The sequence below is a fragment of the Pseudonocardia xishanensis genome (assembly GCF_039541715.1).
Lineage (GTDB): Bacteria > Actinomycetota > Actinomycetes > Mycobacteriales > Pseudonocardiaceae > Pseudonocardia > Pseudonocardia xishanensis.
Map to the genome: position 1 here is coordinate 145,762 of NZ_BAABGT010000024.1, position 21,887 is coordinate 167,648.

21 protein-coding genes and 1 pseudogene are annotated in these 21,887 nt (G+C 72.6%); 9 read left to right on the top strand and 13 right to left on the bottom strand.

Annotation, left to right across the window (positions count from 1 at the left end):
* Nucleotides 1-761: 761 nt before the first annotated feature.
* Both ABD993_RS08080 and ABD993_RS08085 read left to right on the top strand, forming a co-directional pair.
* Nucleotides 762-2,066, top strand: coding sequence for an AI-2E family transporter (locus tag ABD993_RS08080; protein WP_345414300.1), 1,305 nt, complete (start codon nt 762-764; stop codon nt 2,064-2,066).
* A gap of 16 nt (nt 2,067-2,082) precedes the next feature.
* Complete coding sequence (locus ABD993_RS08085; RefSeq protein WP_345414302.1) at nt 2,083-3,573, top strand: SDR family oxidoreductase; 1,491 nt, start codon at nt 2,083-2,085, stop codon at nt 3,571-3,573.
* Here the strand turns inward: ABD993_RS08085 and ABD993_RS08090 are convergent.
* Nucleotides 3,539-4,420, bottom strand: coding sequence for an aldo/keto reductase (locus tag ABD993_RS08090; RefSeq protein ID WP_345414304.1), 882 nt, complete (start codon nt 4,418-4,420; stop codon nt 3,539-3,541). The genes ABD993_RS08085 and ABD993_RS08090 overlap by 35 nt on opposite strands.
* Nucleotides 4,421-4,496: 76 nt before the next feature.
* Here ABD993_RS08090 and ABD993_RS08095 point away from each other — a divergent pair, with 76 nt between their 5' ends.
* Nucleotides 4,497-4,835 (top strand): MmcQ/YjbR family DNA-binding protein, encoded by a 339-nt coding sequence (locus ABD993_RS08095; protein WP_345414306.1) that lies wholly within the window; start codon nt 4,497-4,499, stop codon nt 4,833-4,835.
* Nucleotides 4,836-4,886: 51 nt separating this feature from the next.
* On the opposite strand, the gene ABD993_RS08100 is transcribed toward ABD993_RS08095, so the two are convergent.
* Nucleotides 4,887-5,588: a hypothetical protein gene (locus ABD993_RS08100; RefSeq protein WP_345414308.1), complete on the bottom strand. Its 702-nt coding sequence runs from the start codon at nt 5,586-5,588 to the stop codon at nt 4,887-4,889.
* A gap of 58 nt (nt 5,589-5,646) precedes the next feature.
* Complete coding sequence (locus ABD993_RS08105; protein ID WP_345414310.1) at nt 5,647-6,567, bottom strand: DUF732 domain-containing protein; 921 nt, start codon at nt 6,565-6,567, stop codon at nt 5,647-5,649.
* Between the two features lie 430 nt (nt 6,568-6,997).
* Here ABD993_RS08105 and ABD993_RS08110 point away from each other — a divergent pair, with 430 nt between their 5' ends.
* Genes ABD993_RS08110 through pcaD form a run of 3 tightly spaced genes read left to right on the top strand, consistent with a single transcriptional unit; the run spans nt 6,998 to nt 9,071 of the window.
* Nucleotides 6,998-7,672, top strand: coding sequence for a CoA transferase subunit A (locus ABD993_RS08110; protein ID WP_345414312.1), 675 nt, complete (start codon nt 6,998-7,000; stop codon nt 7,670-7,672).
* On the top strand, nt 7,669-8,313 hold the full coding sequence (locus ABD993_RS08115; protein ID WP_345414314.1) for a CoA-transferase: 645 nt from the start codon (nt 7,669-7,671) through the stop codon (nt 8,311-8,313). Before ABD993_RS08110 ends, ABD993_RS08115 begins: the two co-directional genes overlap by 4 nt.
* On the top strand, nt 8,310-9,071 hold the full coding sequence (pcaD, locus tag ABD993_RS08120; RefSeq protein ID WP_345414316.1) for a 3-oxoadipate enol-lactonase: 762 nt from the start codon (nt 8,310-8,312) through the stop codon (nt 9,069-9,071). The genes ABD993_RS08115 and pcaD overlap by 4 nt, the downstream gene beginning before the upstream one ends.
* Here pcaD and ABD993_RS08125 read toward each other — a convergent pair.
* Nucleotides 9,068-9,382, bottom strand: coding sequence for a DUF3040 domain-containing protein (locus ABD993_RS08125; RefSeq protein ID WP_345414317.1), 315 nt, complete (start codon nt 9,380-9,382; stop codon nt 9,068-9,070). The two genes, pcaD and ABD993_RS08125, sit on opposite strands and share 4 nt — an antisense overlap.
* A 194-nt stretch (nt 9,383-9,576) precedes the next feature.
* On the opposite strand from ABD993_RS08125, the gene ABD993_RS08130 reads away from it, so the two are divergent.
* Nucleotides 9,577-10,506 carry a cation diffusion facilitator family transporter gene (locus ABD993_RS08130; RefSeq protein WP_345414318.1) on the top strand — a complete coding sequence of 310 codons (930 nt, stop codon included), beginning with the start codon at nt 9,577-9,579 and terminating at the stop codon, nt 10,504-10,506.
* On the opposite strand, the gene dnaB is transcribed toward ABD993_RS08130, so the two are convergent.
* The 5 genes from dnaB to rpsF all read right to left on the bottom strand — a co-directional run bounded on the left by dnaB (nt 10,503) and on the right by rpsF (nt 14,270).
* Complete coding sequence (gene dnaB, locus ABD993_RS08135; RefSeq protein WP_345414320.1) at nt 10,503-11,945, bottom strand: replicative DNA helicase; 1,443 nt, start codon at nt 11,943-11,945, stop codon at nt 10,503-10,505. The two genes, ABD993_RS08130 and dnaB, sit on opposite strands and share 4 nt — an antisense overlap.
* 690 nt (nt 11,946-12,635) lie before the next feature.
* Nucleotides 12,636-13,085, bottom strand: a complete 450-nt coding sequence (gene rplI, locus ABD993_RS08140) for a 50S ribosomal protein L9 (protein ID WP_345414322.1) — start codon at nt 13,083-13,085, stop codon at nt 12,636-12,638.
* A 13-nt stretch (nt 13,086-13,098) separates the two neighbouring features.
* Nucleotides 13,099-13,335 (bottom strand): 30S ribosomal protein S18, encoded by a 237-nt coding sequence (gene rpsR, locus ABD993_RS08145; protein WP_345414324.1) that lies wholly within the window; start codon nt 13,333-13,335, stop codon nt 13,099-13,101.
* 54 nt (nt 13,336-13,389) lie between these two features.
* On the bottom strand, nt 13,390-13,923 hold the full coding sequence (locus tag ABD993_RS08150) for a single-stranded DNA-binding protein (protein WP_345414326.1): 534 nt from the start codon (nt 13,921-13,923) through the stop codon (nt 13,390-13,392).
* A 32-nt stretch (nt 13,924-13,955) separates the two neighbouring features.
* Nucleotides 13,956-14,270 carry a 30S ribosomal protein S6 gene (gene rpsF / locus ABD993_RS08155; RefSeq protein ID WP_345414328.1) on the bottom strand — a complete coding sequence of 105 codons (315 nt, stop codon included), beginning with the start codon at nt 14,268-14,270 and terminating at the stop codon, nt 13,956-13,958.
* Between the two features lie 231 nt (nt 14,271-14,501).
* Between rpsF and ABD993_RS08160 the strand changes: the two genes are divergently transcribed.
* Together ABD993_RS08160 and ABD993_RS08165 are read left to right on the top strand one after the other, a co-directional pair.
* Nucleotides 14,502-15,266, top strand: coding sequence for a deoxyribonuclease IV (locus ABD993_RS08160; RefSeq protein WP_345414330.1), 765 nt, complete (start codon nt 14,502-14,504; stop codon nt 15,264-15,266).
* Complete coding sequence (locus tag ABD993_RS08165; RefSeq protein WP_425568914.1) at nt 15,263-16,750, top strand: glycosyltransferase family 87 protein; 1,488 nt, start codon at nt 15,263-15,265, stop codon at nt 16,748-16,750. Before ABD993_RS08160 ends, ABD993_RS08165 begins: the two co-directional genes overlap by 4 nt.
* Nucleotides 16,751-16,802: 52 nt before the next feature.
* Here the strand turns inward: ABD993_RS08165 and ABD993_RS08170 are convergent.
* The 4 genes and pseudogenes from ABD993_RS08170 to ABD993_RS08185 all read right to left on the bottom strand — a co-directional run.
* Nucleotides 16,803-17,231, bottom strand: a pseudogene (locus ABD993_RS08170) (NUDIX hydrolase); the annotation flags it as partial.
* Nucleotides 17,224-18,711 carry a glycosyltransferase family 87 protein gene (locus ABD993_RS08175; protein WP_345414332.1) on the bottom strand — a complete coding sequence of 496 codons (1,488 nt, stop codon included), beginning with the start codon at nt 18,709-18,711 and terminating at the stop codon, nt 17,224-17,226. The gene ABD993_RS08175 and the pseudogene ABD993_RS08170, both read right to left, overlap by 8 nt.
* Nucleotides 18,708-21,188: a transglycosylase domain-containing protein gene (locus ABD993_RS08180; protein WP_345414334.1), complete on the bottom strand. Its 2,481-nt coding sequence runs from the start codon at nt 21,186-21,188 to the stop codon at nt 18,708-18,710. The genes ABD993_RS08175 and ABD993_RS08180 overlap by 4 nt, the downstream gene beginning before the upstream one ends.
* Before the next feature lie 108 nt (nt 21,189-21,296).
* Nucleotides 21,297-21,701 (bottom strand): DUF5318 family protein, encoded by a 405-nt coding sequence (locus ABD993_RS08185; RefSeq protein WP_345414336.1) that lies wholly within the window; start codon nt 21,699-21,701, stop codon nt 21,297-21,299.
* Between the last annotated feature and the right edge of the window lie 186 nt (nt 21,702-21,887).

A 21,887-nucleotide genomic window follows, 5' to 3' on the forward strand; every position in this document is an offset into this window, starting at 1 on the left:
TGCTCGGGGAAACGGGTCCGGCGGCCCCGTTACGCGGATTCGGGCGAGGTCAAGCCATTCGAGTGGTGTAGCTGTGCCGCCGTGAGCGCGTTGTCGCTCTCCGCAGCCAGCCACGACACTTTCGAGACGCTCCGTGACCTGTCGACCAGGCCTCGGGAGGCGTTCCGGCGCCGACGGAGGCCATCCGACATGCAGTCGCACCGACTCCTCACCCGAACGGGAGGAGGCCGCGCGCGGCCCCCGCCGACGCCCTCCCGAGCACCCTGCAGCGGATCTTGTCCGACGGCAGGATCCGACCCTCTCGCCCAGGTCACAGGCATGTCACGGCGTCCCGGTCCCCACTCTTTCGGGGGCGATGGACCCGCCTCGGCGTGTTCCGCGCGGGCCGGCGCCGACGGGCTCACTACTGTCGCCCGCAACAACAGAAGATCATCGGATGTCACCGATCGTCACCGACCTGCCCCCCCGGCGTGCACCTGCACCCTCAGGCGATGGTCAACTACATGAGTGTCATTCGACTACGAGTGATCGCACTGCTCCGTCTCGGTGGCCTCCGCGCGGCCGGCTCACCGCAACGGAGCAGCGCGATCACCTCGGCCGTTCGCGGACGCCGAGCTGTCCCGTTCGCCGAGGGGACTCGACCGCCGCGGTGTCCGACTCGCAGGCGGGGATGTCCGACTCGCGGGCGGGGATGTCTCACTCGCGGGCGGGGGTGGCGGGATGTGCGGGCGGGGAGGGGCTGGTGGGGCTACCGTGCCCGGGTGAGCGACGATCCCGAGGCCGGAGCCGCCCCGGATCCGGCGGCCCCGATCGTGCCCGAGCAGGGCGCGCACCACGCGGCACCCCCGCCCACCCCGCCGGACCGGGACGCGGTCGTGCATGCGGCCGACCGGGAGACCCGGGCGGCGGCCGCCATCCCGACGGCCCTGCGGGTGACCTCGGAGGTCTGCGCGCGGGCGCTGATCATCGCCGCCGCCCTGGGCCTGCTGGTGTTCCTGATCATCCAGCTGCGGGTGGTCGTGGTGCCGGTGGCGATCTCGCTGCTGGTCTCCGCGCTGCTGGCGCCCGTCGTGGCGCTGCTGGCGCGCAACCGGGTGCCCCGCGGGGTGGCGGTGGCGATCACCATGATCGGCGGGCTCGCGCTGCTCGGGGGCCTGCTGTCGTTCGTCGTCAACACCTTCATCGGCGGCTTCCCGGACCTGCAGCGCCAGCTCACCTCCAGCCTGCAGGCCATCCAGCAGTTCCTGGCCGCGCCGCCGTTCAACCTGACGTCGGAGCAGCTGCGCGACCTACCCGCCCAGATCGGCCAGGCGATCACGAACAGCCAGGACGCGCTGACGTCCGGGGTGCTCACCACCGCCGCGACCGTCACCGAGGTCGGCGCGGGCCTCGCGCTGACCGTCTTCACGTTGATCTTCTTCCTCTACGACGGCGCGCGGATCTGGCGGTTCCTGCTCAAGGCGGCGCCCCGTCGTCGTCGGGAGGAGGTGGACGTCGCGGGGCGGCGGGCGTTCGCGACGCTCGTCGGGTACACCCGGGCGACGGTGCTGGTCGCCTTCGTCGACGCCATCGGCATCGGCATCGGGCTCTGGGCGGTCGGTGTCCCGCTGGTCATCCCGCTGTCCGCGCTGGTGTTCCTGGGTGCGTTCATCCCCACCGTCGGCGCCGTCGTGTCAGGTGCGGTCGCCGTGCTGATCGCCCTGGTCGCCAACGGGCTGATCCCCGCGTTGATCATCCTGGCCGTCGTCATCGGCGTGCAGCAGCTCGAGGGACACGTGCTGCAGCCGCTGCTGCTCGGTCGGGCCGTGAAGCTGCACCCGCTCGCCGTGGTGCTGGCCGTGGCCGGGGGCGTCGTCATCGGCGGGATCCCCGGGGCGCTGCTGGCGGTGCCGCTCCTCGCGGTGGTCAGCGCGGCCGTGCGCTCACTGGTCCGGGACGACGAACCGCCGCCGCACACCATCGACCCGGTCGACCCGCACGAGGGCAACCCGGACGTCGCCCGTCGGATCAAGGTGCCGTCCTGGTGGTCGAGGCTGTTCCGCCGAGGTGCCGAAAGGTCGCGCTGACGGGAGGATCGGCGGGGTGCGATACCTGATCACCGGCGCCACCGGGTACATCGGCGGCCGACTGGCCCCCCGCCTCGTCGACAAGGGCGAGGGCGACACGGTGCGCTGCCTCGTCCGCGACCCGGGCAAGCTGCGGGACGTCCCGTGGGCCGCGCACGCGGAGATCGTCCAGGGCGACCTGCTCGACCCGGAGAGCGTGCGGGCGGCCTGCCGGGACGTCGACGTCGTCTACTTCCTGGTGCACTCCCTGTCCGACAAGGGGTTCGCGGGCCTGGACCGCAGGGCCGCGCTGATCCTCGCGGAGGCCGCCCGCGAGGCGGGTGTGACGCGGATTGTCTACCTCGGCGGGCTGCACCCGGACGGGCCGCTGTCGGAGCACCTGGCCTCGCGCGCGGAGGTGGGGGAGATCCTGCTCCGCAGCGGCGTCCCGACGGCGGCGCTGCAGGCGGCGGTCATCCTCGGCTCCGGCTCGGCGAGCTTCGAGATGCTGCGCTACCTCACCGAGCGGCTGCCGGTGATGCTCACCCCGAGCTGGGTGCGCAACCGCATCCAGCCGATCGCCGTGCGGGACGTACTGCGCTACCTCGTCGCCGCCGCCGAGCTGCCCCCGGAGGTCAACCGCACCTTCGACATCGGCGGTCCGGACGTTCTGACCTATGTGGACATGATGCAGCGCTACGCGGCCGTCGCACGGCTGCCGCGGCGGCGGGTCGTGGCCGTGCCGGTGCTGACGCCGCGGCTGTCGGCGCACTGGGTCAACGTGGTGACGCCGGTGCCGAAGGGCATCGCCGCCCCGCTGATCGAATCGCTGGTGCACGAGGTGGTGTGCCGCGAGAACGACATCCTGGAGTACGTGCCGGGGGACTGCCTGGGATACGAGCGGGCCGTCGAGCTGGCGCTGGCCCGGATCACCGACGGGGAGGTCGAGACCCACTGGTCCGGCGCGGCCGTCGCCGGGGCGCCCTCGGACCCGCTGCCGAGCGACCCGGACTGGTCCGGCGGCACGGTCTACACCGACGACCGGGAGCAGCAGTGCACCGCGCCGGCGGCGGACCTGTGGAAGGTCGTGACCGGGATCGGCGGCGAGCGCGGGTGGTACTCGTTCCCGCTGGCCTGGTCGGTGCGCGGGTGGATGGACCGGCTGGTCGGCGGGGTCGGGCTGGCGCGCGGGCGGCGCGACCCGGACCGGCTGCACGTGGGGGACGCGCTGGACTGGTGGCGCGTCGAGACCCTCGAGGAGGGGACCCTGCTCCGCCTGCGCGCGGAGATGAAGGTCCCCGGGCTCGCCTGGTTGGAGATGCGGGTGGAACCCGCCCCGAGTGGGTCGCGGTACACCCAGCGCGCCGTCTTCGTGCCGCACGGGCTCGGCGGCCACCTCTACTGGTGGTCGGTGGCGCCCTTCCACGGCATCGTGTTCGGCGGGATGGTCCGCAACATCACCCGCACCGCGGAGCGCGCGCGGACCGAGCCGGTCAGAGCGCCGTCAGCACCTCGTCGAGCGAGCTGATCTCGGCGAGGGTGAGCTCCAGCTCGGCGGCGTGGCAGTTGTCCTCGAGGTGGCCGAGGTCCGAGGTGCCCGGGATCGGCAGCATCACCGACGAGCGCTGCAGCAGCCACGCGAGCGCGACCTGGGTCGTGCTGACCCCGTGCGCCCACGCGATCTCCGAGACGACGCCCGGGGCGCTCGCGGTACCGTCCGCCACCGGCCGCCACGGCAGGAAGCCGATGCCGTTCTCGGTGCAGTAGCGGAGCACGTCGTCGCTCGCGCGGTCGACGAGGTTGTAGCGGTTCTGCACCGTGGCGATCTCGACGATCCCGCGGGCCTGCTCGATCGTCTCGACCGAGACCTCGGACAGCCCCACGTGCGCGACCTTGCCCTCGGCCTGCAGCTCGGCGAGCACGCCGAACTGGTCCGCGGCGGGCACGGTCGGGTCCACGCGGTGCAGCTGGAACAGGTTGATCCGCTCGACGTCCAGCCTGCGCAGGGACAGCTCGCACTGCTGGCGCAGGTAGTCCGGTCGCCCGCAGGGCGTCCACCTGCCCGGCCCCGGGCGGAGCTGGCCCGCCTTGGTGGCGACGGTCAGCCCGTCGTACGGGTGCAGTGCCTCGCGGATCAGCTCCTCGGAGGTGCCCGGGCCGTAGGAGTCCGCGGTGTCGATCAGGTCCACGCCGAGCTCGACGGCGCGGCGGAGCACCTCCACCGCCGCCTTCGGGTCGGCGGGCGGGCCCCAGACGCCGGGACCGGTGATCCGCATCGCGCCGAAGCCGAGCCGGCGGACCTCCGGGCCCTCCCCGATCCGGAAGGTGCCCGCGGCGGCCGCCGGGCCTGCCGAGTGGGTGATGGCGCTGCTCATGGCACGAGCGTGACACCGTCGGTGCCCGCGTCGCCGCCGATCGTGACCAGTACCGCACGCCGGTAACGTTCCGCGCGTGGCCGACGCGGACGACGTGCGGCGCCTCGCCCTGGCGCTCGCGGATGTCGTGGAGATCGACAGCGACGGGTTCGACTTCCGGGTCGGGGGGCGGGGCTTCGTCTGGTCCTATCCGGACCGCAGCAGCGGCCGTCGGGTCCTCCGTACCGACGTCGCCGTGCTCTACGTGGGCGACGAGGCCGAGAAGCAGGCGCTGCTGCTCGGCGAGCCCGCGCTGTTCTTCACCACGCCGAGCTACGACGGGCTGGCGTTCGTCCTGGTCCGGCTGCCCGAGGTGTCCGTGGCGCGGCTCGAGGAGCTGGTGACCGACGCGTGGCGGATGCGGGGGGAGGACTAGGGTTCCCCCTGATCCGCACTGCCTCGGCCGCTCGGCCACCTCAGCGCGAGGTCAGCGGAGCTGACCGGTGAAGAACATGGGCTCGTTGAAGCTGTCCGTGACGGCGATCTGCAGCGCCCCCGTCGTGCCCTTCGGGACCTTGAAGTGGAAGGGGATCGCGAGGGACTGGCCCGGGGCAATCTGTTGGGTCGCGAACGAGGCCTGGCTGTAGACCTCGGCTGCTGGTGCCCCGGCGACGGTGGCGGTGATGCTGATCAGCGCGGCGCCGACCGGGTCCTTCGTGCCGTTCGTGACGGTCACAGTCGACTCATAGCCCTGCTCGTTCCGGCCGACCTCGAACTCGTTGTCGGCTTTCCACGGGGCCGGGACCGAGGCGGAGATGCCGAGGCCGGACGCGTACGTGAGGGTCTGACCGACCGCGGTGGTCCCGCCCGTGCGGGCGTTGTCGATGGCGGTGGCCGCGCCGCCGAGCAGGGCCATGCACCCGCCCATGAACAGGACGGGCACGAGGACGAGCGCGCCCACGATCCACGGCCACTTCCTCCGCTTCGGCTTCGGCAGTTGGGCAGGCACGTTGGTGGGGTGCGGTTGGCGCTGCTGCGGCGCGAACCCGAACTCCTGGTGCGCCTGCTGCTGGGGCGCCCACTGCTGGCCATACTGCTGGGGCTGAGGCTGCTGCTGGTAGGGGCCGGGCTGCTGTTGGCCGTAGGGGTTCTGGCCCCCATAGGGCTGAAACGGCGACTGCTGCGACATGGGGAAGCTCCTGCTTTCGTGCTCTTCAGGTCATGGGGTAGTGGGGTCCCGCTCGGCCTCAGCCGGCCGTCGAACCGGTGACCTCGATGTTCGTGATCAGCAGCATCGGCACCGTGGTCTTCCCGCCGATCTGCGTGTCGTAGGAGTACGAACCGACCACGGTCACCTCAGCCTTGAAGAGGTCGTCCTGCACCACCTCGGCCAGTGACACCCCCGTCCCTGCGCCGAGCACGGTGTTCGTCTCGTAGTTCGCGTAGCCGTACTTCACCGGGTGCACCACACCATCGACGTTCGCCCGGAACCCGGACGGGCCAGTCGCCGAGTCGAACTGCCTGACCTCGCCGTAGACGATGACCCGCTCGCCCTGGTGCGCGTCCGGGTCCTTCGCGATGAGCAGCCACTCCCGCGCGGTGATCGCCTTCGCGGGGCCGGACGCGACCACCGCGGTCGTGGTCGGTGCAGCGGTCGTCACCACCCCGGTCTGCGACGCCCAGGTACGGGATGGGCAGAAGTACTGCACCGCCGCCGTCACGATGGTTCCAGCCGCTCCGGTGCTGATGCTGCGGTAGGACGCCATGTCCGTGATCAGCAGCTGTCGGCTCTGGGAAGACGGCTGGCTGCACACCGCCCGGCCGATCGTCGCCAGCGTCGGGTCGTCGAACTTCGACAGCTCGGGGGCAACGGCCCGGACGGTCTGGAGGTAGCCGGCCTCCCCGACTGCTGGCGCACTCGCCGGGGCAGCAACCGTGGTCGAGTCCCCGCTCGTGGTGAGGACGGCGAGGACGGTCACAACGGCGATCACGGCCAGGACGGCGACGACCGGAATCCACCACCGCTTCCGCCGGGGCGGCTCGGGCTGCCGCTGCTGCGGTATGCCGGTGCCGTACCCCGGTGCACCCTGGTACGGGAACCCGGCGGTCGGGCCGTACGCGCCGATCTGCTGAGTCCCGTACGGCTGTTGCTGGGGCGGCTGCGTCACGCCCCAGGATCGGCGGCTCGATTCGTCCCGTTACGGAGGCTCACCATTTCTGATGATCGCCTCGGCGCGGTCGAGAGTCCGCTCCCGGGAGGTCGGGACGGCGGGCCGCCCAGCCGAGCACGGCGAGCCCGACTCCAGAAGGATCGCGACAGGGCCCTCCCTCACGATCACGCCGCGGCGAACTGATCCGGGAGTCCTTCGGTGCCGCCTGGCCGAGGTCGGTGACCGGCTCACCGCCGAGCATCACCCGACCCGCGCGGTGGTACTGCTCCAGCCGGCTTGGTGACGTCCGGCGCAGCCCTCTCACCTGCGGACGGTCCCGGGTCGGCACCGCGAACCTCGACTTCGCCCTGACCCGTACCTCGTCGTGACGGGGCGGTCCCGGGTCGGGAACGTGCGGGTGCGCTCCTCGACCACTACCGTCCCGCCCATGGCCACGATCTCGGCGCTGGCCGACGCCCTCGACGCGCTGGTGCGGAACGGGTCCGAGGTCGCCTGGGAGGGCGCGCCGGTCGCAGTTGCCACGGTCCTCGCCCGCCGCCGGGTGCGGGACCTCACTCTCGTCGCGCTGAACCCGGGGATCTCCGGTGACCTGCTGGTGGGGGCCGGCTGCGTCGCGCGGCTGGTGACCTCGGCGGTCGCCGGGCCGGACGGGGCCGTGCTGCCGCGGATCGCCGCGGCGGACGTCGAGCGGGAGGACCACACCGCCACCGGCCTCGCCACCGCGTACGACGCAGGCGCGGCCGGATTGCCGTTCGGCGTCCTGCGCGGGTACGTCGGCACCGACCTCGCGACGGTCACCCGGGTCGCGACCGTGCGCTGCCCGTTCACCGGCGAGGATCTCGCGGCGGTGCCCGCGATCGCGCCGGACGTCGCGATCGTGCACGCGCGACGGGCCGACCGGGCGGGCAACGTCGACGGGCTGGTCGGGGTCGGGCGGGACGCGGTGTACGCGGCGCGCCGGGCCCTGGTCACCGTGTCCGAGACGGTCGAGGAGCTGCCCCGCACCGAGCTGCCGGGGGTGGCCGGGCTGCTGGTCGCGGAGGTGCCCGAGTCGCCTGTGCCCGCGGACTTCGCGGCGTGGCTGGCGGAGGTGCGGGCGTGACCGCCGGGACCTCTCCGATGATGCTGCTGGCCGCCGCCCGCCTGCTCCGCGGCGGGATCTGCGTGAGCGATCCCGGCGCGCCGACCGCCGCCGCGCTGCTGGCCCGGGCGACCCACGCGCCCTCCCTCGAGCTGCTGGACCCGCGCACACCCGGGTTCCTGCGGCACGGGCTGCGCCGGGTCGAGGTCGGGCTCGTCACCGCCGCGCAGGTGGACGCCTACGGCAACCTCAACACCAGCGTCCTGGGCGAGTACGACGAACCCACCGAGCGGCTCACCGGCGCCGGGATCCTGCCCGAGCTCGCGGCGGGCGCGGCGCTCGTCGTGCTGCTGCCGCACCGGCTGCGGTCCTTCGTGGAACGCGTCGACTTCGTGACGGCGGCGGGCGGGCTCTCCGGGCCGCTGGACCGGGCTCGGGTGGGGCTGTTCGGGACCGGTCCAGTCGCCGTCGTGACGGACCTGGGGGTGCTGCGGCCGGACCCGGCCACCGCCGAGCTCGTCCTCACCGACCTGCACCCCGGGGTGACGGTCGAACAGGTCCGTGCGGAGACGGGCTGGCCACTGGAGGTGTCCGACGAGCTCGTCGCCACCGAGCCCGCGACCGACGCCGAGCGCGCGGCTTTGACAGGATCGGGGCCATGAGCGACCTGCTGCACTCCCGGATCGACGGCCCCGACGACGCCCCGCCGCTGGTCCTGCTCGGTTCGCTGGGCAGCACCCTCGCCATGTGGGAGCCGAACGTCTCGGCCCTGGCCGCCCGGTTCCGCGTGGTCCGGCTGGACAACCTGGGCCACGGTGGCTCGCCCGTCCCCGCCGGGCCGTACTCGATGGCCGGGCTCGCCGACGCCGCGCTCGCGACCCTGGACTCGCTGGGGCTCGACCGCGTCTCCTGGGCGGGGCTGTCGCTCGGCGGCATGGTCGGGATGTACCTGGCCGCCGAGCACCCGGAGCGGATCTCGGCCCTGGCGCTGTGCTGCACCACCGCGTACTTCCCGGACAAGACCCCCTGGCTGCAGCGGATCGAGACGGTGCGCGAGCAGGGCACCGGCGCGATCGCGGAACCGGTGGCCGCGCGCTGGTTCACCCCGGAGTGGTCCGCCGAGCACCCGGATGTGCTGAAGACCGCCGTCGGCTGGATCGCGGGCATCTCGGACGCGGGCTACGCGGCCTCCTGCGAGGCCATCGTGGAGTGGGACCACCGGGAGCGGCTGTCGGCGATCCAGGCGCCCACGCTCGTCCTGGGCGGCGCGGACGACCTCGCCACGCCGGTCGACCCGCACGCGCGCACGCTGGCCGACGGCATCCCGGGCGCGCGGCTGGAGATCGTGCCGGGCGGGCACGTGGCGACGTTCGAGAGCGCGGAGGCGGCGAACCGCCTCCTGCTGGAGCACCTGGTCTAAGCGGTGTCGGGGCGGGTGCGCTGCGGGGTGGTGAGGGCGAGGCCGAGCGCGGCCATGGCCATCAGGATCCCGGTGACGACGATCGGCACCGCCGCGGCCGCCCCGCCCACGACGAGCAGCACCAGTCCGCCCGCCAGGAGCACGGTCGGGATGGCGCCTGCGGCGTGCATGCTGCGCGCGGAGCGCCGGACCGGGACACCGCGCCGCAGCCGCCTGCCCAGCGCGCTGCACCGGGACACGAAGAGCGGGTCCGCCGCGAGGAGACTCTGCTCGATGAGGCTGAACTGGCTGCGTTCACGGTCGCTCAGCATGGACGGCACCCCTCGGGATTCGCACTCGGTCTCGCACACACGGCCGCCCGCTCGCCGTTGACCCGGGAAGGCGCTGACTCGTCGTCGGAGTCTACGTGACCGAATCGTGATCCTGTGCGAGATGTGACCCGAACCGGCCGAGTGAGGGCGCCCTACCCTTTACATGCACAACCACGCATAGGTACGGTCGGGCCATGGGAACGGGGCACGGACACGGCCATGCCGACCACGGCGGCCACGGCCACTCGGCGGCGGGTGACCGTCGACGCCTGGTCGTCGCGCTCGTCGTCACGCTCGCCTGCGCCCTGCTCGGCGGCGTCGGAGCCCTGCTCACCGGGTCGCTGGCCCTGCTGGCCGACCTCGGCCACCTCCTCACGGACGCCGGGGCACTCGTCGGGGCCGTGATCGCCGCCGCGGTGGCCACCCGCCCCGCGACCGACCGCCGGACCTTCGGGCTCGGGCGGGTCGAGGTCCTGGTCGCCGGGATCAACGCGGCGGTGCTGATCGCCGTCGTGGTGTGGGTCGTGGTCGAGGGGGTGGCGCGGCTGTTCACCCCCGCCGAGATCCCCGGGCTGCCGCTGCTGGTCCTCGGCGCGGCCGGACTCGTCGGCAACGTGATCTCGCTGGTGGTCCTGGCCGGAGGCGACCGCGGCAACATGAACATGCGCGGCGCCATGCTGCACGTGCTGGGGGACGCGCTGGGCTCGGTCGGCGTCATGGGGGCGGCGGTCGTACTGCTCACCACCGGCTGGCCCTACGCGGACACCGTCGCGTCGCTGCTCATCGCGGTGCTCATCCTGCCGCGGGCGGTCGCGCTGCTGCGCGAGGTGTGGCACGTGCTGCTGGAGGGCGCGCCCGCCGGGATCGCGGTGGATGCGGTGCGCACCACCCTGCTCGGCGTCCCCGGGGTGCAGGAGGTGCACGACCTGCACGTCTGGGCGATCAACGACCGCACCCCGTCGATGTCCGCACACCTCGTGGTGTCCGACGAGGCCGAGACCGGCTGCGGCGAGACCGTGCTGGACCGGGCGGGCCAGGCGCTCCGCGAGCACCACGGCCTGACCCACAGCACGCTGCAGCTCGAGCACCACGCGCACGTGGGGCACGAGGACACCTGCGACTAGCCGTGCGCCAGGTCCGCGAAGCGGCTGTAGTGCAGCTGGTGGGCCACGACGATGTTCGCGGTGGGCCCGTTACGGTTCTTGGCCAGGATCAGGTCGGCCTCGCCCGCGCGCGGGTCGTCCCGCTCGAACGCGTCCGGCCGGTGCAGCAGGATGACCATGTCCGCGTCCTGCTCGATCGAGCCGGACTCACGCAGGTCGGAGATCATCGGCCGCTTGTCCGTGCGCTGCTCGGGACCACGGTTGAGCTGCGAGATCGCCACCACCGGCACCTCGAGCTCCTTGGCCAGCAGCTTGATCTGCCGGGAGAACTCCGAGACCTCCTGCTGGCGTGACTCGACCTTGCGCCCGGACGTCATCAGCTGCAGGTAGTCCAGGATGACCAGCTTGAGGTCGTTGCGCTGCTTGAGCCGCCGCGCCTTGGCCCGGATCTCCATCAGGGTGAGGTTCGGGGAGTCGTCCACGAACAGCGGCGCCTCCGAGATCTCGCTCATCCGGCGCGCCATCCGGGTCCAGTCGTCGTCGCTCATCCGGCCCGCGCGCATGTCCGCCAGCCGGATCCGCGCCTCCGCCGACAGCAGCCGCATGACGATCTCGGACTTACTCATCTCCAGCGAGAACACCGCGGAGGTCATCCCGTGCTTGATCGAGCAGCTCCGCGCGAAGTCCAGCCCGAGCGTGGACTTGCCCAGACCGGGCCGGGCCGCGACGACGACCATCTGGCCCGGGTGCAGCCCGTTGGTCGCCTCGTCCAGGTCGGTGAAGCCGGTGGGCACGCCGTTGGACACGCCGCCGCGGGAGGCGATGGCGTCGATCTCGTCCATCGTGGGCTGCAGCAGCTCCTCGAGGACGATGTAGTCCTCGCTGGTGGAACGCTCGGTGACCTCGTAGATCGCCGCCTGCGCCCGGTCGACGACCTCGTCCACCTCCGCGCCCTCGGCCCCGTGGTAGCCCAGCTGCACGATCCGGGTGCCCGCCTCGACCAACCGCCGCAGCGTGGCCTTCTCCGCGACGATCTCGGCGTAGTACGCCGCGTTCGCCGCCGTGGGCACCGTGGCGATCAGCGTGTGCAGGTACGGCGCGCCACCGAGCCGGATCAGCTCACCGCGCCGCTGCAGCTCCGCGGACACCGTCACCGCGTCCGCGGGCTCACCGCGACCGTAGAGGTCCAGGATGCAGTCGTAGACGGTCTGGTGCGCCGGACGGTAGAAGTCATCCGGCCGCAGCACCTCCACCACGTCCGCGATCGCGTCCTTGCTCAGCAACATGCCGCCCAGCACCGACTGCTCGGCGGTGAGGTCCTGCGGGGGCTGACGGTCGAACGGGCTCGGACCGGACTCCCCACCGCCCGCGCCGTAGCCGTGCTGGTCCGACGAGCTCTGGCGGCCCTCGCCGTCGCGGACCGCACGCGGCCGATTGGGTCGGTCGTCCGTCACCGCCATACCCGGCGTCACCCCCAGTAACCTCTTGCGGCCATCCTATCGAACTACTGTTCGATACGCACCCGTCGGGAGTCCGGCTGCGGAGGGCGCACCTCGTCCCGTCCACCGCCCGTCCGGGCGACCACCCCAAGGGGCCGCGACGAACGGTCGTCCGGGCCGCCGCGAACGCACACGGGGCCCGGGCACGTGACGCTAGCCCCGTGCGGCGGCATGCCCAAACGACCATGTGGACAGACCTGGGGAGTCCCTGGGGACGGTTCGGGGACAGAGCAGGCCACCGCTCCCCACCGCCCTGTGGACAATATGGGGACAACCCCAGTTCAGAGCGCTTCTTCGCAGATCAGCACTGGTGTGGGCGGTGTGGACAACTTCGGTGTCCCAGGCCACGGCGAGTCCGCTCTTCGGCGTGTCGCGCGCGCCCGGCGAGCCTCCACCCGGCGCTCCCGCGGCGTCACTGAGCGACACGGCCGTCACCTCCGCGTGTCGTTCCCACGCGCCGGACGGTCGGTGTGCGCACCGCCCGCCGACGGCCACCGGACCCACCCTCGCACGGACCCGCCGAGATCGCCACGACGCGCGTCCGGACTCCCGGAACGCGACGAGGGCGGGCCCTCGGTCGTGGAGACCGTGGACCCGCCCTCGTGACGGAGCGTGATCGGGGCTCGTGCTCAGCCGCGCCCGACCCCGGTGTCAGCTCGCGACGACCGACACCTGCAGCGCCGCGGAGACCTCCGGGTGCAGCCGCACCGTGACGGGGTGGCTGCCGACCGACTTGATCTGCTCGTCGATCTCGATGGCGTGCCGGTCCAGAACCGGGCCGCCCGCCTTCTTCACGGCCTCCGCGATCTGCGCGGTGGTGACCGAGCCGAAGAGCCGGCCCGTGTCGCCCGCGGCCTTGGCGGTCACGCTGACGGACAGCTGTCCGAGCTGGTTCGCGACCTCCTTGGCGTGCCCCAGGTCGCGGATCTGGCGCGCCTTCTGGGCCCGCTGGATCTGCGCGACCTGCTTCTCCGCACCCTTGGTCGCGACGATCGCGAACTGGCGCGGGAGCAGGTAGTTGCGGCCGTAGCCGTCCTTGACCTCGACGATGTCCCCGGGCGCACCCAGGTTCGGCACATCGGCGGTGAGGATGAGCTTCATGTGTGGTCCTTCCTCAGCGCGCGGTCGAGGTGTAGGGGAGCAGGGCGACCTCGCGGCTGTTCTTGACCGCGACGGCGACGTCCCGCTGGTGCTGCCGGCAGTTGCCGGAGACCCGACGCGCGCGGATCTTGCCGCGGTCGGAGATGAACTTGCGCAGGAGACCGGTGTCCTTGTAGTCGATGTCCTGAGCCTTGTCCTTGCAGAATGCGCAGACCTTCTTCTTCGGTTTGCGCAGCACTGGCTTGGGCATTGCTGTTGCTCCTGGATGTACCTCCCGCGCTCGGAGCGCGGGTCGTGGGAAGGATCAGAAGGGGGGCTCGTCGTCCGCCGCCGGGCCACTGCCCGCGGCCGGGGCCGAACCCCAGGGGTCGTCGTAGCCGCCGCCGCGCTGGCCGCCGCCGTTGCCGCCGCCACCGCCCGTGCCGCCGCCACCGAAGCCGCCGCCACCGCCGCCGAAGTCGGACCCGCCGGAGCGGGCGACCCGGTTGACCTTCGCGGTGGCGTACCGCAGCGAGGGGCCGACCTCGTCGACCTCCATCTCGATGACGGTGCGCTTCTCCCCCTCGCGGGTCTCGAAGGAGCGCTGGCGCAGCCGGCCCTGCACGATGACGCGGGCGCCTCGGGTCAGCGTCTCGGCGACGTTCTCCGCGGGCTGGCGCCAGACGTTGCAACGCAGGAACAGCGCCTCGCCGTCCTTCCACTCGCCGGACTGGCGGTCGAAGGTGCGGGGCGTGGACGCCACCGTGAAGTTGGCGACGGCCGCCCCGGACGGGGTGAACCGAAGCTCCGGATCGGCGGTCAGGTTGCCGACCACGGTGATGACGGTCTCGCCGGCCATGCGGCCTCCTCGTTGCTAGCGGCTACGAGCGGTCAGCTCGCGGTCGGGGCGGGCGTGCGCTTGACGTCCTTGCGCAGCACCTTGGTGCGCAGGACCGACTCGTTCAGACCCAGCTGGCGGTCGAGCTCGGCGACGGTGGCCGGCTCGGCCTCGACCTCGAGCACCGCGTAGATGCCCTCGGCGTTCTTCTTGATCTCGAAGGAGAGGCGACGCTTGCCCCACACCTCGATCTTCTCCACGGAACCGCCGTCGGAGCGGACGACGTTCAGGAAGGTCTCCAGCGACGGCTGCACCGTGCGCTCGTCGAGACTGGGGTCCAGAATGACCATGATCTCGTAGTGACGCATGAGAACCACTCACCTCCTGTGGACTGGAACGGCCGCGGCGCTTCCGCGGCAGGAGGTTCTCACCCCACCCCGACAGAACCGGGCCACCCGCGAAGGGGGCTCGTCGTGCGGCGCCCGGGAGGGCGCCGGCCGGAGCGGTTGCGCACGAGATTACCAGCGCGTTTCCGCCGGTCCGCGTGGGGGCGGGCGGGCACGGCCCGGGTTGTCGGGGGTGGGCTCTACCCTCGGGGCATGCTCATCGGTGCCCACGTCCGGGACGACGACCCGCTGGCCGCGGCGGCCGAGCGCGGGGCGGAGATCGTCCAGTTCTTCCTCGCGGACCCGCAGGGGTGGAAGGAGCCCCAGCCGCACCCGCACGCCGAGGCCCTCGCGGCGTCGGACGTCGTCACGGTGGTGCACTCGCCGTACGTCGTGAACGTCGCCTCGCCGAACAACCGCATCAGGATCCCCTCCCGGAAGCTGGTCACCCAGCACGCCGAGGCGGCCGCAGAGGTCGGCGCGATCGGGCTGGTCGTGCACGGCGGGCACGTCACGAAGGACGAGGACCCCGCCGTCGGCGTGGACAACTGGCGCAAGTTCGTCGAGCGGCAGGCGGGCGAGGGCGGGTTCGCCGTCCCGGTGTTCATCGAGAACACCGCCGGCGGGGACAACGCGATGGCCCGCAAGTTCGACGCGCTGGCCCGCCTGTGGGACGCGGTGGGCGAGTTCGGCGTCGGGTTCTGCCTCGACACGTGCCACGCGTTCGCCGCGGGCGAGGAGCTCGTCGGCGTGGTCGAGCGGGCCAAGGCCATCACCGGCCGGATCGACCTGGTGCACCTGAACAACTCGCGGGACGAGTTCGACTCCGCGCGGGACCGCCACGCGAACGTCGAGGACGGGACGATCGAGCCCGAGGTGCTCGCCGCCGTCGTCGCCGCGGCCGGCGCGCCGGTGGTCGTCGAGACGCCGGCGGAGGGCCAGGCCGCGGACATCGCCTACCTGCGCGCGAAGGCGTGACCGAGGGCCGGACCGCGCGGTCCGGCGCCGCCGACCCGTCGAGGGCGGACCGACCCGGGTGCGCCCGAACGGGGACCGGCCGGGCGAGCCGGTTCGGCGCGCCGGTCCTGCTGCTGATCGTCGCGCTCACCGGCCTGACCCTGCTGCTCGGCTACGCCAACAAGGCCCGCTGCCTGGGCCCGGGGTTCGACGCCTCGGGCCGCTCCCAGCCGGACTACGGCACCCGGCAGAACCGGGACGTCTGCTACTCGGACATCCAGTACCTGTGGATCGGCCGGGACATCGACGAGCACGTCTTCCCGTACGTGGACGGCGGCATCACCCCCGAGGGGCAGCTGTACGGCGGCTCCGTCGAGTATCCGGTGCTGACCGGCGTGCTGATCTGGGTCGGTGCGCTCGGGGCCTCCACGGACGCGGGGTTCCTGCTCGGTTCCGCCCTGTTGCTCGCGCCGTTCGGCCTGCTCACCGGCTGGATGCTCGGCAGGCTGGCCCGCTGGCGGGCGCTGGTGTGGGCGCTCGGCCCACCGCTGGTGCTCTACGCCTTCCACAACTGGGACCTGCCCGCCGTCGCCGCCGCCGTCGCCGCCGTCTTCGTCATGCACGGCACCCGCTGGAGCCTCACCACCCGCTCCACCGTCGCCGCGGTGCTGCTCGGGCTCGGCTTCACGCTCAAGCTCTACCCGGGGGCGTTCCTGCTCCCGCTGGCCCTGTACGTCCTCAGCCGGGGCCGCGACTGGCGGGGCGCGCTGCGGGTCTGTGTCGCGGGCGTCGCCACCGTGGTGCTGGTGAACCTGCCGTTCGTGCTCGTCGGCTACCCGGGGTGGAAGGCGTCGTTCACCTTCCAGCAGCTGCGCGCGGTGGACATCAGCACCAACTCGATCTGGTACTGGGGCCTGCGGCCGATCATGGCGGACCTGGGCGCCGAGGACGACTTCGCGCCGCTGGTGGACGTGCTCTCCCCACTGCTCGTCCTGGCCTCCTTCGCGCTGGCCGCGGGCCTGGGCTGGTGGCGCTACCGGCGCACCGGGGTCTACCCCTGGATCGGGGTCAGCGCCGCGATGCTGTGCGGGTTCCTGCTGCTGCACAAGGTGCACTCCCCGCAGTACACCCTCTGGCTGCTGCCCTTCTTCGTGCTCCTGCGGCTCCGCTGGGGCTGGGTCGCCGGCTACCTCGCTGCGGACCTGATGATGGGGATCGGCATCTTCCGCTGGTTCTACGCGCTCAACGGCGGCGGGGACGGCGGCATCGCGGGCGGGCTGTCCGCGCAGATGGTGGTGCTCGGGGTGTGGGGGCGCGCGGTGTTGCTGGTGGTCCTCTTCGGGCTGTTCCTGCGCGCGCCGGACGCGGTCACCGCCAGGCGAACACCGGCTGCTCCAGATGGTCCACCCGCGTCGGCCGACCGTGCAGCAACAGCTCCCGCACCTGGTACAGCACCGCACCCGTCGGCGCGTGCACGAACCGGTCGAACAGCGGCACCTGGATGACCGGCGCGTCGGACTCCGGGATGGCGAGGAACCGGGGCTCGACGTCGATCTGCGCCAGCGGGATGCGGTACAGGTGCGCCACCTCCTCCGGGTTCGGGGTGAGCTCGCCGACCTCGCCCGCCCACAGCACCACCGGGGTGATCACGTACCCGGAGCGGGTGGGGTAGTCGTCGAGCAGGCCGAGCACGGCGTCCTCGCCGAGCTCCAGGCCGACCTCCTCGGACAGCTCGCGGCGGGCGGCCTGGGTGATCGTCTCCTCGCCGTCCGCGCGCCCGCCCGGCAACGCCCACTGCCCGGCGTGCTTGCGGAGCGTGGAGGCCCGCCGGGTGAGCAGGAAGGCCAGCCCCTCCGCCACACCCTCGGAACCGGTCGTGACCAGCGTGATCGTGACGGCGGAGCGCTTGAGGTCCGGCCGGTCCACCCCGCGTCGCTCGAACCGGGCCAACCGGTCCTCGACGACCTCCCGAAGCGCCTCACCCATGTTTCGGACTCTGCCCCACCGCGACCCGGGGGGCAGCGTGCTGTGACGGGCGTCGCATCGGCCAGTCCGGATCGGCGGCCGCCGTGGCCGCCCGCAGCGGATCGGTCGCGGGCCGCAGCACCGTCCGCACGACGAGCACGCAGAGCAGGACCACCATCGCGTCCCGCAGCAGAACGGCCCCGAGGAACCAGTCCGGCGGCAACCCCTTCGCGCCGGGCCCGACGTAGTAGAACATCCGCGGCACCCAGACCAGCGCGTCCACGGCCATCCAGGCGAGCAGCAGCCGCCACCGCGGCAGGGCCAGCACCGCCAGCGGCACCAGCCAGAGCGAGTACTGCGGGCTCCACACCTTGTTGACCAGCAGGAACGCCGCCACCACCAGGAAGGCCAGTGACGCCAGCCGGGGCGGGCGGGGGGCCTTGGCCGCCAGGACCACGAGCCCTGCGCAGGCCACGATCAACAGGGCGGCGCTCACCGCGTTCAGCGTGTTCGGTGCCTCGTCCGCCCGCAGCGGCCCGTCGAACCCGCTCCAGCCGGTGAAGTAGGACAGCGCGTAGTACAGCGAGTCCGGGTCCGCGGGGCGGATGCGGTTGAGCCGGACGAACTCCCACCAGCCGTCCGACCAGGCCAGCGCCACCGGCAGGTTGACCGCCAGCCACGCCACGGCCGCCGCGACGAGCACGCGCACCGCCGGACCGACGTCTCGCCTGCGCACCGCCACCAGCACCACCGGCAGCAGCAGGAGCAGCGGATAGAGCTTGGCCGCGCCGCCGAGCCCCAGCAGGATCCCGGCGAGCACCGGCCTGCGCCGCTGCAGGGCCAGCATCCCGCCGCAGGCCAGGGCGACGGCGAGGGCGTCGAAGTTGGTGAAGGCGTGCACGGCGACCAGCGGGGAGACGGCCACCAGCGCCGCGTCCCAGGGCCGGTCCGGGCGCAGCCGCACCACGCTCCAGACCGCGACGAGCCAGCACAGCGCCAACCCGACGGCCACGAGGTCGAAGTAGACGACGACGGGCAGGGCTGACGGCAGCGGCAGGCTCTGCCACACGTCCGTCAGGCGGGCGGCGCCCCACTGGTAGAAGCCGGTGAGCACGGGGTACTCCATGAAATGCTGGGCCCCGTCGCCGTCCACCCAGGCGTCCCGGTAGGGGATCGCGGTGGGATCGTCCAGCCGCTCGATGCCGTAGAGCGGGACGGTGTCCGAGTAGCACATCGCCACGTACTGGCGGTTGTTCTGCCAGTCCAGCGCGAGCGTGCCGTCCGCGGCGCGGTACTGCTGCAGGCAGGGCGCCTTGGCGAACCAACCCACCGCGAGCGTGACGACCGCGAGCAGCAGCACCACCCGCAGTGGCGTCCAGAACCGGGCCCGACCGACCAGCGCGTGCCTGCCCAGCGGCCCGCCGACCAGCCTGCTCGCCGACGCGACAAGGGGCTCGGTCCAGCTGGGGACCACACGCCCCCGGGCCGGGCCGGTCGTCACCCGTTCCGTGGCCGGATCAGGTCGAAGGCGGCGTTGTCGGCGTTGCCGTTCCCGCCGCCGTTCCCACCGTTCCCGCCGCCGCCGTTGTCCCCGCCGTTGCCGTTCCCGCCGTTGCCGTTGCCGTTGCCGCCGTTGTCGGTCGCGCCCTGCTGACCGCCGCCGTCGCCCTGCTGCTCGTGCGGGTCGACCTGGCCGTTGCCGTCCTGGTCCTGGCCGGTGCCCTGCTGTCCGCCCTGGTCCTGCCCCGCGGTGTCCGAGACGGGTGCCTGGCCGAGCGGCGTGAACTTGGAGAACTGCTCGCTCGGGGTGCCGCGCAGCGCCGCGGTCATGAACTCCTGCCAGATCGAGCCGGGCAGCATGCGCCCGTAGATCGGCCTGCCCGCGGAGTTCTTGATCGGCGAGTTGTCGTCCGTGCCGACCCAGACCGCCGTGGACACCGACGGCGTGTAGCCGACGGTCCAGGCATCGTTGTTCTGCCCCTCGACGTTGCTCTGCACGGTGCCGGTCTTCGCGGCGACCGGGCGGCCGCCGAGGCCGATCCGGGAGGCGCTCGCGACGTCCGTCATCGACTCGGTGACGTTGCGGGCGACCTGCTGGCTGAAGGCCTGGACGCCGGCGTCCGTCGTGCCCTGGTCGAAGATGATCCGCCCGTCGCTGGTCGTGACCTTCTTGACCATGAACGGGTCGTGCCGGACCCCGTCCGCGGCGAACGTGGCGTAGGCCGCGGCCATGTCCTCGGTGGTGACGTTCTTGTCGCCCAGCGCGATGCCGCCGGTCGGGTTCTTCAGGCTGGCGGCCGGGATGCCCGCGGCCGCGGCGGCGTCCGCCACCTTCTGCGGGCCGACCTCGAGCGCCATCCGGTAGAACACGGTGTTGATCGACTGCGTCATCGCGGTCTTCACCGAGCACTGCCCGCAGCTCACGCCCTCGGAGTTCGACACCTTGACCCCGGCGAGGGTCTGCGGCGAGGAACCGTCGAACTGGGTGCCCAGCCCGATCGGGTCCGGCTCCTGCAGGCCCGCGGCGAACACGAACGGCTTGAACGACGAACCCGGCTGCTTCGACGCCTGCGCGTAGTCCAGCCCGACGCCGTCGTTCCCGCCGAAGTAGGCGAGCACGGCCCCCGTCTTGGGGTCGACCGAGACCAGCGCCGTGCGCAGGTTCTGCGGCTGGCCGTCCATGATGTCGTCCGCCGCCTCGACGGCGGCCTTCTGCATCTTCGGGTCGATCGTGGTCTCGACGGTCAGGCCCTCGGTGTTGATCTCCGCCTCGGAGATCCCGTTCTGCTCCAGCTCGGCGCGCACCTGGTTGTAGATGTGGCCGTTCGCGTCCCCGGGGATGCCGCCGTCCGAGCCGCTGGGCTGCTTCCACTCCGGGAAGACCTGCCGGGCGCGGTCGGCGGGTGTCATCCAACCCTGGGCGACCATCCCGTCGAGCACGAAGGCCCAGCGCTGCTGCGACTTATCGAGGGTCTTGGCCGGGTCCCAGCGCGACGGCGACTGGATCAGGCCCGCGATCATCGCGCCCTCGGAGGGGGTCAGCTGCGAGACGGGCTTGCCGAAGTAGGCCTGGCTCGCCGCCTGGATGCCGTACGCGCCGCGGCCGAGGTAGATCGCGTTGAGGTAGTTCTCGAGGATCTGTTCCTTCGTCTGCTCCTTGGAGATCTTCGCGGCGAGCACGATCTCCTTGTACTTGCGGAACAGCGTGGCCTCGTCCTGCCCCGTGGTCACCTTGATGTACTGCTGGGTGATCGTGGAGCCGCCGCCGATGCCGCCGGTCAGCTGGCTCCACACGGCCCGGCCGATGCCGGACACGTCGAAGCCCGGGTTGGAGAAGAAGGACCGGTCCTCCGCGGACAGCACGGCCTGCTGGACGTGCTGCGGGACCTGGTCGAGCGTGACGTTCGTGCGGTTGATGTTGTTCGGCCGGACGGTGGCCAGCGGGCTGCCGTCGGCGAAGGTGAACGTGGCGACCTGGGTGTTCGCGACGTCCTCGGCCGTGGGTACCTGGAAGAGCATCCAGCCGACGGCGAACGCGAGGAACGGCGCGAGGACCAGCGCCCCGAGCGACCAGAAGACGATGCGCTTCACCCGACGCCTCCGACCCTTCGGCGCCCCGCCGTCGTCTCCGCCGCCACCGCCGCGGCGTCGGGGCGGCACGGGCGGCGGACCCGGCGGCTCGGCGACCGCGAGGGCGGTCGGCCGGTCGTCCGGGCCCGAGGTGCCCGCGTCGTGGGTGAGCAGCCGAGGGTCCCGTGGGACCGGCGGCGGACCGTACCGCCGCGGAGCGGGCCGCACCGGGGGCGGCGGGCCGTACCCCGCGGGCGGTGGGCCCTGCGGGCGCGGCGGGCGGGCGCCCCGGCCCTGCCACGGCTCACGGGGCGGCGGGCCCTGATGCGGCCCCACGTTCCACACGTCGGGCACCGGGGCGCGCGGGGGCACGCCTGACCGGCTGGGGTCGCTGCGCTGATCGGTCACCGCGGGCTCCGTGCTTCTCCGGCCGCCAGCGGGGAGCGTGGGCGGGCCGGGATGGGGAACGGGGAGCGGGGGGCTGGGCTCACGAGAGGCTCATGGGTCGTCGGGGCGTCACTCGGCGGCGGACCGCCGTCGACGCGGGCGGGTGGGCTGGGCGCCGGTGCCCAGCACGGACGATTGGACCAGATGGTTCCAGCCGCACGTGCGGCACACCTCCACGAGGTACACGGAGAACTCGTCATGGCGACCGGCGAGCTCCTCGAGCTCCTCCGGACCGCGCGCCGATCCCGAGACCTGTCGCAGCTGTTCCCCGAACACCCACCAGACCAGCGTGAGCCTCTCCTTGCGGCAGACGGGGCACTGCTGCTCACCGGGCCTGCCGTGGAACCGTGCCGCCCGCATCAGGTACGGGCTCGCGTCGCAGACCTCCTCCGTGCCGACCCGGCCGGCGTAGACGTCCGCGAGCAGCGCACGGCGCTGCAACGCGTAGTCGACGACCTGCCGATGGGTGGGCACCGGACCAGGGTACTCACCCGCTCGTGCCGCGCGGTCCCCGAACCGCCCGCCGCGCCGTCACCCGGCCTGGTCCGGACCGGGGTGATGCACGTCTCGGTACAGCGGGCGGATGTATCGCACCGATATAGTGACGACATCGATCGCCGGGGACAGCGGGGTCTTCGGTCCGGGCTCGGGGAGGAGGCG